The sequence below is a fragment of the Spongiibacter thalassae genome (assembly GCF_012272835.1).
GTDB lineage: Bacteria > Pseudomonadota > Gammaproteobacteria > Pseudomonadales > Spongiibacteraceae > Spongiibacter > Spongiibacter thalassae.
This window is the reverse complement of the sequence record NZ_JAAWWK010000001.1, coordinates 770,796-783,643: the sequence shown is the minus strand read 5'-3', so window position 1 is coordinate 783,643 and position 12,848 is coordinate 770,796. Positions and strand designations below refer to the sequence as shown.

Genomic DNA, 12,848 nt, shown 5'->3' with positions numbered 1-12,848 from the left:
TACAAACCCCACTGAATTGGCTTGTCAGTTTGTCACCGATCGGGTGATGTGGTCCGGTAGTATCGACTGGGCGGAGCGACGGCTCAAGGCCGAAGGCGCGCCGGTTTATTTCTACCGATTCGATTACGAAACACCGGTTATGGACGGACTACTCGGCGCCACCCACGGCGGCGATATTCCCTTTGCCATGAACAATTACGCCTGCACAAAAATCGCCGGGCAACGGCCGGAACACGCGGTAATGGGTCAACAAATGAGCGATGCCTTTGTCGCCTTTGCCCACACGGGAATCCCTCAGACTACGGCGATTGGCGATTGGCCTGCCTACACCCTGAACGACCGCGCAACCATGCTCCTTGATGTAGAGTGCCGTGTCACCGCCGACCCGATGAAGCGCCTGCGGGAGCTGTACGCCAGGGCGAGAGGGAGTTAAACCCACGCAACACACGGGGACAGGTATCCCCGTGTATTCCAGCGACTCCAATGCTGCTCAGGCGTATTTGACCGTCGCCACTCCGTCGATCACCACGGTATCCTTCTGGTTAACACAGTAGGTGCGCAGCGTCGCGATGGGTTTATCGCGGCGGATCGCCGTTACTTCAACAATGGCGGTAATCTCGTCGCCAATAAAGACAGGGGCCTTGAACTTCAGGTCCTGTCCCAGGTAAATGGTACCGGGGCCAGGCAGGTGCAAGCCAAGCAATCCGGAGATCAGACTAGCCACCAACATGCCATGCACCACCTGGGCACCGAACACGCTGGCGCCCCCCGCCTCGGGGTCGATATGAATAGGATTGCGATCCTCCGACAGACTGGCGAACTGTAAAACGTCACCCTCGGTAAATGTCTTTGCCAATGTGGCGGTATTGCCAATTTCAAACTGAATATCCATATGCCCGCTCCAACATGCCTGTTTATAAATTATCTATGTCTTTGGGTGAGACACTCCCACAGGGTAACCAGGCTCCGGTCAAAATTAAGAGCCTGGCGTGTCCCTATTTACAGGATCAGTGCCCCATGTAGTACCCACCGTTCACCGGTATCTGTGCGCCGGTGATGAACGAGGCCTGTGGAGAGCATAAAAAGGTCACCGCCGCCGCAATATCCCGCGGCTGCCCAAAACGGCCCACAGGAATATTACCCAGAATGTCTGTGCGGATATTTTCCGGTACCGCCTGAATCATCGGACTGTCGATGTATCCCGGGGCCACGGTATTTACGGTCACACCCTTGCGCGCAACTTCCTGCGCCAATGCCATGGTAAAACCATGCACACCCGCCTTTGAGGCTGAATAATTCGTCTGACCGAACTGGCCGCGCTGACCGTTCACCGACGAGATATTGATAATGCGCCCCCAACCGCGCTCGGCCATCGCCTCAATCACATGGCGACTGCTGTTAAACATACTGTTCAAATTCACCCCCATTACCTGCTGCCATTGGCTATCGGTCATTTTGCGCAGGGGGGCGTCCCGAGTAATACCGGCGCAATTCACCAGAATGTCGATCGCACCATACTGTTTGGTCACCTCAGCGATCGCCCTGCCGGCGTCATCAAAATCCGCCGCATCAAAGGCAACCACATCGATTTCGATACCAACCGCTATAGCCTGCTTGCGCAGTACCTGCGCCGTTTCCAGATCAAAGCGCGAGGTCGCACCCACAACCTTGACCCCGGCGCGATTAAGATACAGGCAGACCTGCTGGCCGATCGCACCCGACCCGCCGGTGACCAACGCTACCTTGCCTTCCAGTGATAGTTTCATAACGTCCTCGTTAAATTCGAATGAATTTCCATAGGTCTGCGTCGTGCCGAGCGGCAACGACGCAGTTCAGATTTAGCGTTGAAAGACATAGGTTCCCGGCGCGTCGCCCAAAACCACATGGCCTTTATCCGGGGCGCCCATCGGCGGTGGGCTTGTACGCTCAGGCGAAGAACGTCCCACCAGCCACTCCTGCCAGTGAATCCACCAGGAGCCCTCGTGAGGTTCGGCGCTGGCCTGCCACACCTCGGGAGACTGATAGGCGCTGGTCTCATCCCAGCCACCCGCAACAAAGCTGCGCCGAGGCCGACCCGGCTCGGAAACGATACCCGCGTTGTGTCCGCCCTTGGTCAGGCAGAACATGGTTTCGCCCAACTTTTTAAGATTTCGGGTTTTATACACCGACTCCCAGGGCGCAATGTGATCCGCCGTCGTACCGACGATGTAAAGCGGCGCGCTAATATCGCCAATAGATATGGCCGCACCACCGGCAACATACTTGCCCTGGGCGAGTTCATTTTTCAGGTAGAGTTGACGCAAATAGTCGCTGTGCATGCGACAGGGCATTCGCGTGCCATCGGCATTCCACGCCATAATATCGAAGCCCGAGTTATCTTCACCCAGACAGTAGCGGCGCAGCATCGGTTGCCAGAGCAAGTCCGGCGCTCGCAGCGCAGCGAACGCTCCGCCCATCTGCTTGGTCGCAAGAAAGCCATTGCGCTTCATCTGCTGTTCCAGCCAATAGAGAGTCATTTCATCGATAAACAGCCGCAGCTCGCCGGCATCGGTGAAATCAGTTTGCGCCGCGAACAGGGTAATACTTTGCAGCCGGTTGTCGCCGCCGCGGGCCATCACTGCGGCGGCGATCATCAGTAGCGTCCCCCCCACGCAATAGCCTACGGCGTGCACCTTCCGTTCCGGCATAATGTCGCCGATCACCTCCATCGCCGACGCCACACCGAGTGTGCGGTAGTCCTCCATGCTGAGGTCGCTGTCCTCTTTGCCGGGGTTCTTCCACGAGATCGCAAACACGGTGTGCCCTTGCTCTACCAACCAGCGGATCATCGAATTAGATGGCGATAGATCGAGGATGTAGTACTTCATGATCCACGCGGGCACATAGAGGATAGGCTCGGCATGAACGTCTTCGGTGCTCGGCGAGTACTGGATCAACTCCATCAAGGCGTTGCGATAGACCACCTTGCCGGGGGTCGTGGCGAGGGTTTCTCCCACTTTGAATTGCTCCGCCGTCTCGGGATCAGTACCGGTAATTGTGCGCACCGCGTCGCCTATGGCAAAGCGGGCACCGCGCAGCAAATTTTTACCGCGCTGGGCGATGGTCGCCTGCACAAACTCCGGGTTGGTCAGCGCGAAGTTGGCAGGCGACAACGCGTCTACCAGTTGTTGGGTGTAAAATCTGACCAGCTCGGCATTGTGGGCATCCATACCGGGAAGTGGCTCGGTCGCTATACGCGCCAGTTCATCGCGATGCAGAGCTGCCTGCACCAGCCAGGCATAGGGTCTTTTCTGCCACCCCTCTCCGCGAAACCGCCGATCATCCGTCGGCTCGCTGCCAAGCAATGCTGCTTTGACAAGATCGGCACTGCGACGAATCAATGCCTCGAGAATTTCCAGTTGGCGCCCGGGCGCGACGCTAAGGTTTATCAGCCAATCGATATAGGCCTGGACGATACGCGGCCCCGGCAAGCCGCCGGATGTCCGCCCAACCCAGGTGACCATCGCATCGTTGAGATCGTTTGCCGTAGCACGACTGATAAATGGCGTTTTTGGTACAGGGGGAGTTTCTGCTTGCATAACAACATCTTCCTTTAGTTGTTGGATCAGTAAAGTCGCCGTTAGATCAGTAAAATCCTGCTGACTAACGCCGCGAAATTTTCGAAATCGAATGCGATGCTGTGGGCGCCGAGGCACCGCTTCGCTCGATTGTATATCGTCAACCGCGCCATTAGCCGCGCCGGTTCAGCCAATCGTTTTAATGTGAGTCAAAATACCTTGCTCATTCTCACGCCACGCGCCATCTGCAAGTAGCAACAATACTCGGCTATATCAGTACCGAAACATAACCCTTCCGGCGCACACAACTGACGATCAATAAGTTATTGTAACTGCAACTTCGATCACTATAAGTGACTGCGCCGGAATGTTTCTCAGCCGCAACGTGCTAACAAAAATATATTGACATTACTCGGTGAGCGGCGAAGCTCTCAGAGCTCTCCCCGCGCCAGCATCTCTTTAATTGCTGGCGAGACCTCGCGGGCACCTTCGCCCAGACGAATTTCCCGTCGCGGTGACTTACCCGCCGTCAGGCGCTCCACCGTTTCGTAATCCGCTGCAGCGGTCCAAAAGCGGCGTATCATGTCGCCACCACTCTGCCCCCACACATCCATATTGGACATCCATGCCTGCATTCCGTAGGCAGGCCACAGCTGGCACAGTTCAAGGGCGCGCTCCGCCGACTCAAGCCCGCTGACCCCTTTCGCCTTGAGATAGTCGTAGTAATGCTTAACCAGTGCCCGGTCATTGCCCCGCCGTTCTTCCACGGTCAGTGCACCCAACATGAAATAAACCACATCGCGCCAGGGTTTGCCCTTACGCACCAGTTGCCAATCCATCCACACTCGCTCGCCGTTTTCGCGCAGAAAACTATTGCCCTGATGGGAGTCGCCATGCACCAGACAGAGCGGGCCACCAGCCTGGCGATCCAATTCTGCCAGTTCGTCAAAGGCGTGGGCGAATCGCTCCGGTGTCTCGTACAGCCAGTCGGGCAAAAACTCCCGATAGGCCGGACGATCCATATTGATTCTGGAATAGTTATACATGCGCAGCACCTGCTCGGTGTCTACCGGGGTATCCATCGAGCGATGCAACCAGCGCTGGTCCAGCGTCGGGCTGTCCCACAGCGCGGCATGCAAATCTGCCAATGACTCCAGACCTTTGGCGACACCATCAACCCCCAGGTGGTCGAGGCTATTGCCGAACTCGCCCGGCGCACAACCCAGATCCTCCAACATTACCACGCCGCGACCGCTGCCATCGCCGTCCCAATCTGCAAAATAAGACGCCGGCACCGGTGCAGTCAGCGCGTCCTGCATCATAAAATAGAACCGCGCTTCCAACTCGCAAATTTCGCCGCTTTCAAAACCCTCTGACCAATTGGACTTGAGGCAGGCATTTTCCGGAAGGCCGAGTTCCCGGCCCCGCGTGTTGTACGTCAGTTTCACTCGAAGCTTGGTGGTATGGCTGTTGATCAACTGTACCCGCTGCATCTGCTCCACGACCACACCGGGATATTTACGCGCCAGCATCGCGCTCAGCCACTCGGCGTTGATATCCTCAAGTTCACGAGGAAGTGGTCCCTGTCTGTCAGGAAAAGGCCGATCATCCTTCACACTATTTGTTCCGACTGTGGTCATTGCTATCTCCTTGTTATTATTGCCGCTGTCTTATCCACTCGAGAGATCACCACCAGGACGATCATCCCTTAACCTGATTACCTTGCCCAGTCACCACTGGCTGGGCAGATGTGTATTCAGGTTCTGACTCACGCCTTGCCGTCATAGTCCTGTTTCAGTACCTGCCAGCGAGTACGGGCGGCAACCATATTGCGCTCTTTGACATGACCGAAACCGCGTATATTCTGCGGTACTTCCGCTCTAGCAATGGCAATTTCCAAACGTTCACGGGTCAATGAGTGACTCACTTCGTCGACAAAGGCGAGATAGTCATTGATCCACTGCCTTTCCTGACGACGCTCGTCGGTGTGAGAAAAGACATCCAGCACCGAGCCGCGCAAAAACTTCATTTTGGCCAGCAACTTGAACATCGGCAGCATCCACGGGCCGAAACGGCGTTTAATCAAGTGTCCGTTAGCATCTTTTTTGGAAATCAGCGGCGGCGCCATGTGGAAATGCACCTGGTAGTCCTTGCCCGGCTTACCCGCAAATTGTTGTTCCAACTGCTGCTGGAAAACCGGTGATGCATGCAGGCGCGCCACCTCATATTCGTCTTTGTAGGCCATCAACTTCATCAGGTTTCGGGCGACGGCGATACTAAGGGGCGCACCGCGATTGGGTGCCACCTTGTCCTCGGCACAGCGCACTTTTTCCACCGCGTCGGTATAGCGCTTCGCATAGCCTTCGTCCTGATACTCGGTCAGCAGTGCCACTCCCCGGGCAACCACATCGTCGAGGGTTTCCGGCTCGACCCACTGCACCGCACGGGTATCAGACTCCACCTCAGGTAGCAGACCACGGTCGTGGGCGGCAACACGTCCCCATTCAAAGGCATCAATATTTTTGTCCACCGCCACACCGTTCAGCTCAATGGCGCGGATCAATGCTTGATAGGACAGCGGTACCCAGCCCTTCTGCCAGGCGTAGCCCAGCATTAACGGGTTGGCGAAAATACTGTCGCCCATCACCGTTTCGGCAAGTGAGGTTGCGTCGATATAGTCGCAATCATCGCCCAGCGCTTGCTGGATATTGCCCTCGGCGGTTGTCTTGGGAAACTTCCAGTCCGGATTGGACAGAAACTCCGCCGCCGGCGTCAGTGCTGTGTTGATAACTGCCTTGGTCAGACCACCCTTCACCCGCGACAGTACGTCGTTGGAGGCGGCAACAATTTCGTCACAGCCGATCAGGGTTGCGGTTTCGGCAACGGCGATGCGGGTAGCGTGAATGTCTTCAGGGCGGGCAGCGATCTGAATATGGCTCATTACCGCACCGCCCTTCTGGGCGAGACCGGTCTGGTCGAGTACGGTAATTCCCTTCGACTCGAGATGGGCGGCCATACCCATCAATGCCCCTATCGTCACCACACCGGTGCCGCCGATTCCGGCCACCACAACACCGAAGGGCTGCTCAAGTGAAGGCAATACCGGGTCGGGAATATCCCCAAGAATATCCCGCGCTCCCGCTTTCCCTTCGGGGCGACGCAGCTCGCCACCTTCGATGGTAACAAAGCTCGGGCAAAAGCCCTTCAAGCAGGAAAAGTCCTTGTTACAACTATTCTGGTTAATTTGCCGTTTGGTGCCCAGAGGCGTTTCCAGAGGTTCTACAGACACACAACCCGACGCCACCGAGCAATCGCCACAACCTTCGCACACTGCCGGGTTGATGTAGGCCCTGCGCTTTACATCCACCATCAAGCCGCGCTTGCGGCGGCGGCGTTTTTCCGTGGCACAGGTTTGGTCGTAGACAATAACAGTGACACCCGCAGTGTCGCGCAAGCGCAGCTGGATCGCCTCGAGTTCATCGCGATGATGCACCGGAACAGAGACGGCGTAGCTTCCACGATACTTTTCGGGCTCGTCGGACACCACCAGAATTTCGGCGACGGCTTCGGCCTTGAGCTGCTCGACAATCTGGGGCACGGTCAGCACCCCGTCTACCGGCTGGCCACCGGTCATTGCCACCGCGTCGTTAAACAGTATTTTGTAGGTCATATTGGCCGAGGCCGCCACGGCAGCGCGAATCGCCAGCAAACCGGAGTGGAAATAGGTACCGTCGCCAAGGTTAACAAACACATGCTTGTCGCTGGTGAAATGCATCTGGCCCAACCAGCTGACACCCTCCCCTCCCATCTGACTGAAGGTTTCAGTGTTGCGGTCCATCCACATTGCCATGTAGTGGCAACCGATGCCCGCCAGCGCACGGGAGCCTTCCGGGACTTTTGTCGACGTGTTATGAGGGCAACCCGAGCAAAACCAGGGTTTGCGTTCCACTGGCATACCGGTTTGTTCCGCTGCCCGCTCCTTGCCCTCAATAATGTCAATGCGGGATAGAATACGCGCCCTGACCTCGTCACTGAGGGGCATTCGAGTCAATCGTGAGGCAATGGCCTTGGCGATAATCGCCGGGGAAAGTTCATAGCGCGCAGGCAGCAACCAGTTGCCCCGTGGCTGGGACCATTCACCACCGGCGTTGTCGCGCTCATCGAATTTGCCGTAAACCCGAGGGCGTACGTCCTCCCGCCAGTTGTACAGTTCTTCTTTCAGGGCGTACTCCAGAATCTGCCGTTTTTCCTCGACGACCAGAATTTCCTCCAAGCCCTCGGCGAAGGCCCGTGAGTCACGAGCGTCCAGCGGCCATACGCAGCCGACCTTCATTATGCGAATGCCGAGCTGGCGACAGGTGTCATCATCCAGGCCGAGATCCACCAAAGCCTGGCGTAAATCGAGATAGGCCTTGCCCGCCGCCATAATGCCAAAACGCGCCTTGGGTGAATCCAGCACCACGCGGTTCAGCTTATTGGCGCGAATATACTCCAGCGCCGCATACCATTTGTAATTGAGCATACGCACCTCCTGATCGAGGGGCGTATCGGGCCAGCGAATATTCAAGCCGCCTTCCGGCATCTGGAAATCATCCGGCAATAGAATATTGACCCGATCAGGATCGACCTCCAACGAGGCTGAAGACTCCACCACATCGGTCACGCATTTCATCCCCACCCACAGGCCGGAATAGCGGCTCATCGCCCAACCGTGCAGGCCGAAATCCAGATACTCCTGCACATTGGCGGGGTACAACACCGGAATACCACAGGCAATAAGAATATGCTCTGACTGGTGGGCGATCGACGAGGACTTGGCGGCGTGATCATCCCCGGCCAACATCAGCACGCCGCCGTGGCGTGAAGTCCCCGCGGAATTGGCGTGCTTGAGTACGTCAGCGGAGCGATCCACCCCCGGCCCCTTGCCGTACCACATTCCAAATACACCGTCGTAGCGCGCACCGTCATAGAGGTTGGTTTGCTGAGTACCCCAGACCGCCGTCGCCGCGAGGTCTTCGTTCAAGCCTGGCTGAAAGACAATATTCTTTTGCGCCATTTCCTTTTTCGCCGCCCACAGTGCCATATCCACACCGCCAAGGGGCGAGCCGCGATAGCCGGAAATATACCCCGCTGTATTCAGCCCCGCGCGCTGGTCGCGCAACTGCTGCATCATCGGCAGTCGTACCAATGCCTGGGTGCCACTGGCGTAAATGTGGCCCTGCTCAAGGGTATATTTGTCGTGTAACTCAACGTCCCGCAAGGACGGTGTAACGATGAACTCAGAACTCATTGTGCTACCTATTCTTGTCAGCCAGCGCCGCTTTGACGGCACAGGATTTTTATTTATTGAACAGATTCTAGAAAAACATTCACTTATCGTATATTTAAAGATTTTCCGGCCTGGTATTAATATTTTTAATGGCCATCACAGCAACCCAACAACAGGGCCTAGGCCGCTCCCCACAGCCGCTGGCGACTCAGGGCGTAACGGGACTGTCCGCTCCAGCACAACCACAGGCCCAGCAATGACACCGGCAGCGCGGTGGACGACACCGCGAGATGCAGCGCCTCACCGACAAACACCTGATCGCTGACCACCGCCACCAGTGTAGGCCCCAACCCGATACCCAATAGCCCACCCAGCAGCAGGTAAATGGCAATCACCTGACCGCGCATGGGGTTGGGTGTGACTTCCTGAATTGCCGCCGGGGCCGCCGTTTGCGCAATTGACAGGCCAAGAATCGCGACAAATAACACCGCAAGAGCGAGCTGGGGGCTTGGCATCAGCGACCAACTGCTGACACAGGGCAGCAGAATGACCTGACCCAAAAGGGCCACGCGAAAACGCGCCGAGGGCAGCCCCCGAGCACGCCAGTAATCACTCAGGTGGCCGCTGATCAAGCCACCCATCACCCCGGCCAAGGCAATCAGTCCACCGAGTAAAATACCGGAGTGGGAGATATCCATTTCAAAACGGCGGATAAATACCGTGGGTGCCCAGGCCAAACTGCCGTAACCAATAATCGCCAGAATCGACGGATACACCAGTAGCCGGGAAAAGGTGGCACGCTCCTCCCGCAGAAAGGCAAGCAATTCCGCCACCGGCACATTGAGCCGCTGCCCGACCTCGCGGCGCACCGGCTCTCGAATCGTAAACATCAGCCCGGACAGCAGCAGTCCGGGAATGCCGGCAAAAATAAATACCCAGCGCCATGCCAACAGGTGGCCAAAGAAAGGCAGCGTCATGCCCTCCTCCGGGATCAGGTCGAGGAGCAGCCCCCCCAGAAGGAGCGACGCACCGGATCCTATGGCGATGGAGATATAGTAGATACCCAGCGCCCGTCCCCGCCGCGACGGCGCAAAGTAATCCGCAATAATTGAGTATGCTGCCGGGGCCAATACTGCCTCACCGACACCCACTCCCATGCGCGCTACAAACAAACCGGTGTAACTCTGGGCAAAACCTGCATAGACGGTCATCAGGCTCCAGAACACCAGCCCGAAAAAAATCAACAAACGGCGGCTGCGCTGATCGACCAGGCGACCTAATGGCAGCCCTGCAAAGGTGTACACCAGCGCAAAGGCGTAACCCTGTAAAAAGCTGAACGCGGTATCACTGATCGCAAACTCTTGGCGAATCGGCTCTACCAGCAGAGTCGGCAATTGACGGTCCAGCTGAGACAGCACCGTGACGACGAACAATACGAAGATAACGTAGCAGGCGTAGAGGTGATTGGGGTACGGCACATCGTTGTTGACACTCGCAGCCCCGGCGTTGTTTTTATCACCAGCGGAAAGGATTGTTGCACTCATACGCGATTCGTCCGGAACTCAGAAAATCAGTTTATTATTGGCGCAGCGCTGATACGCCCGGAAAGGGTCAACCAGCGCAGCAGAAAAATGCCCGACAACGACAGTGTCAGCATCAACGCCGATGCCACTGCAAGGTGCAGTGGAGCACCCCAAACAAAGGGCGCCACAACACTTGCCAGCATGGCGTTAAAGGATGTTTGGGTGAACAGTTGGATCGACGACGCGGTGCCCCGGCGATCGGGCAAACAATCCAGCCCCAGCAGGGTGATGCTTGGCTGAACCAGTGACATGCCCAGGGTGTAGACAAAAAGAAAGGGTAAATACAGGTAGAAGTATTGCGGCTCAAGCCAACTCACCACCAGATTGTAGACCGTCGCCACCGCCATGATAGCGAAGCCGGTTCGCATCAAGCTGCGCAGTGGCCACCGCGGGGCCAGGCGCCCCGACAGAAAAGAACCCAGCATCATGCCCGCCGTAGCCGGGCCGAACAGCCACAGAAACTCGGTTGGCCCCAGATGCAGGTGCTCCAGCAGAAATACCGGTGCCGACAACACATAGACAAAAAACCCGCCAAACATCAGCGCAAACGACACCGCCCAACTCATAAACCGGAAATGTAAAAACACTTCTTTATAGGTGCGAAGCAGCGGTCGGAACGACAATGAGCGGCGCGCGCTCCGAGCCAGGGTTTCCGGCAACACCCACAACACCAGCAATAGCAATACAGTGCTGATTCCGCCCAAAAACCCGAAGCTGGCTCGCCACCCGAAAGCGCTGTGCAACCACCCGCCAATGACCGGACCAACCGCCGGCGCCAGGGAGAACACCATCACTACCGTGGCATAGGCTCGTTGCGCCGCAGGTCCCTCATACACATCGCGAATCACCGCTCGGCCAATTACAATACCCGCCCCCGCCGACAGCCCCTGGAGAACACGTAGCAGGTAGATAACGTGGATGTCGCGACTGAGGGCGATGCCAAAGGACGCTACCGAGAAGGTGAACAAGCCTGCAACTATCGGCCAGCGGCGACCGAAGCGGTCGGACAGCGTGCCGTGCCACAAGGACATAAACGCAAAGGCGGTGAAATAAAGTGACAGGGTGATTTGCAACTGTACATCGTCGACACCCAGCTCGGTGCGCATGGCGGCAAACGACGGCATGTACATATTAATGGTGAAGGGGCCGAGCATCGCCAGCCCGGCGAGCAACAGTGGCAGGGTACGGGCTTTCAGCGGCGACAGCAGTGTCATGCCGTGACTGTCAGTTCCCATACCCGGCCGGTCGGTCATTGTGGTTTCAACGAGCGGGAAATGATTTCCTTCATTATTTCGGAGGTGCCACCGTAAATCCGTGCCACCCGTGCATCAACCCACGCGCGACTGATACGGTATTCGGTCATGAAGCCATAGCCGCCGTGCAGCTGCAGCAATTCGTCGAGCAACTGCCCCTGCATTTCCGAGCCCATCAACTTGGCCATCGCTGCTTCGTCGGCACTCAGCTCGCCCTGCAATACCTTGTGCAAACAGCTGTCAATAAAGGCCCGCAGCATGGTGGCCTTGGCCTTCACCTCGGCGAGCTTGAAACGGGTGTTCTGGAAATCGAACACCGTCTTGCCAAACACCTTGCGGTCGACAGTGTACTGAATCGTGTCGGCCAACAGGCTGTCCACCGAGGCAGCGGCGCGAATACCGATTATCAATCTCTCCCAGGCAAGCTGGTGGGTCAGATAATTAAAGCCCTTGTTTTCTTCACCCAAACGGTTGCTGACCGGCACTCGAACATCGTCAAAAAACAGTTCGGAGGTGTCCTGGCCCTTCAATCCGATTTTGTCCAGCAGTCGCCCCTTGCTAAAGCCGGGGCGATCGGTCTCCACACAGATCAGGGTCAGGTCGCGGGACGCCGGATCCAGTTTACAGGCCAGCACAACCAGATCGGCATTGCCACCGTTGGTGATAAAGGTTTTCTGACCGCTGATAACATACTCGTCACCCTCGCGGCGAGCCAGGGTGCGCATGGAGCGCAAGTCGCTGCCGATACCGGGTTCACTCATGGCGATCACGCCGATGGTGTCTCCCGACACCATACCGGGCAGCCACTTCGCGTTCTGTTCCTTGTTGCCGTAGGCCACAAAGTAATTGGCAACGATTTCCGAGTGGGTGGTAAAGCCAATGGCCGTGGCGTTTACCCGCGCCAACTCTTCAATCATTACCGCTGAATGGCCATAGTCGCCACCGGGGCCACCGAATTCTTCGCTGACACAGGAGCACAGCAGGCCCGCCTGTCCCGCCTTTTGCCAGATTTCCTTGGGCACGATGCCCTGCTTTTCCCACTCGTCGAGATGGGGAACAATTTCCTTGTCGATAAACCGACGCGCCATGTCGCGGAACATTTCGTGGTCTTCGCGGAATACTGCTCTCATACCTTCACCTGTCTGTTGATGTACATCTCTGTGCCGCTAACCCGCACAGCTGGTAG

General features: G+C 57.0%; 9 protein-coding genes. 1 reads left to right on the top strand and 8 read right to left on the bottom strand.

The genetic code is table 11. The features are described 5' to 3' along the window. Positions 1-16 precede the first annotated feature (16 nt). Complete coding sequence (locus HCU74_RS03255) at positions 17-433, top strand: carboxylesterase family protein (RefSeq protein ID WP_282595986.1); 417 nt, start codon at positions 17-19, stop codon at positions 431-433. 57 nt (positions 434-490) lie between these two features. On the opposite strand, the gene HCU74_RS03250 is transcribed toward HCU74_RS03255, so the two are convergent. The 8 genes from HCU74_RS03250 to HCU74_RS03215 form a co-directional block, all read right to left on the bottom strand. After that, positions 491-892, bottom strand: a complete 402-nt coding sequence (locus HCU74_RS03250; protein ID WP_168448950.1) for a MaoC family dehydratase — start codon at positions 890-892, stop codon at positions 491-493. A 115-nt stretch (positions 893-1,007) separates the two neighbouring features. After that, positions 1,008-1,766, bottom strand: coding sequence for an acetoacetyl-CoA reductase (gene phbB / locus HCU74_RS03245; protein ID WP_210425085.1), 759 nt, complete (start codon positions 1,764-1,766; stop codon positions 1,008-1,010). 72 nt (positions 1,767-1,838) lie between these two features. Continuing rightward, positions 1,839-3,578, bottom strand: a complete 1,740-nt coding sequence (locus HCU74_RS03240) for a PHA/PHB synthase family protein (RefSeq protein ID WP_210425084.1) — start codon at positions 3,576-3,578, stop codon at positions 1,839-1,841. A gap of 410 nt (positions 3,579-3,988) precedes the next feature. Beyond that, the gene (locus tag HCU74_RS03235; RefSeq protein WP_168448949.1) at positions 3,989-5,197 is read right to left on the bottom strand and encodes an oxidoreductase family protein; all 1,209 of its coding nucleotides are present in this window, start codon (positions 5,195-5,197) and stop codon (positions 3,989-3,991) included. A gap of 128 nt (positions 5,198-5,325) precedes the next feature. Continuing rightward, positions 5,326-8,847 (bottom strand): indolepyruvate ferredoxin oxidoreductase family protein, encoded by a 3,522-nt coding sequence (locus HCU74_RS03230; protein WP_168448948.1) that lies wholly within the window; start codon positions 8,845-8,847, stop codon positions 5,326-5,328. 158 nt (positions 8,848-9,005) lie between these two features. Then, positions 9,006-10,370 carry an MFS transporter gene (locus tag HCU74_RS03225; RefSeq protein ID WP_168448947.1) on the bottom strand — a complete coding sequence of 455 codons (1,365 nt, stop codon included), beginning with the start codon at positions 10,368-10,370 and terminating at the stop codon, positions 9,006-9,008. A gap of 26 nt (positions 10,371-10,396) precedes the next feature. After that, on the bottom strand, positions 10,397-11,662 hold the full coding sequence (locus HCU74_RS03220; RefSeq protein WP_210425083.1) for a multidrug effflux MFS transporter: 1,266 nt from the start codon (positions 11,660-11,662) through the stop codon (positions 10,397-10,399). Then, positions 11,659-12,792 carry an acyl-CoA dehydrogenase family protein gene (locus HCU74_RS03215; protein WP_168448946.1) on the bottom strand — a complete coding sequence of 378 codons (1,134 nt, stop codon included), beginning with the start codon at positions 12,790-12,792 and terminating at the stop codon, positions 11,659-11,661. Before HCU74_RS03215 ends, HCU74_RS03220 begins: the two co-directional genes overlap by 4 nt. Positions 12,793-12,848 lie beyond the last annotated feature (56 nt).

Excerpts from the sequence above, each read along its gene's own strand:
- phbB (WP_210425085.1), bottom strand. The coding sequence starts at position 1,766 with ATGAAACTATCACTGGAAGGCAAGGTAGCGTTGGTCACCGGCGGGTCG.
- HCU74_RS03215 (WP_168448946.1), bottom strand. The coding sequence starts at position 12,792 with ATGAGAGCAGTATTCCGCGAAGACCACGAAATGTTCCGCGACATGGCG.
- HCU74_RS03250 (WP_168448950.1), bottom strand. The coding sequence starts at position 892 with ATGGATATTCAGTTTGAAATTGGCAATACCGCCACATTGGCAAAGACA.
- HCU74_RS03225 (WP_168448947.1), bottom strand. The coding sequence starts at position 10,370 with ATGAGTGCAACAATCCTTTCCGCTGGTGATAAAAACAACGCCGGGGCT.
- HCU74_RS03230 (WP_168448948.1), bottom strand. The coding sequence starts at position 8,847 with ATGAGTTCTGAGTTCATCGTTACACCGTCCTTGCGGGACGTTGAGTTA.
- HCU74_RS03240 (WP_210425084.1), bottom strand. The coding sequence starts at position 3,578 with ATGCAAGCAGAAACTCCCCCTGTACCAAAAACGCCATTTATCAGTCGT.
- HCU74_RS03220 (WP_210425083.1), bottom strand. The coding sequence starts at position 11,662 with ATGACCGACCGGCCGGGTATGGGAACTGACAGTCACGGCATGACACTG.
- HCU74_RS03235 (WP_168448949.1), bottom strand. The coding sequence starts at position 5,197 with ATGACCACAGTCGGAACAAATAGTGTGAAGGATGATCGGCCTTTTCCT.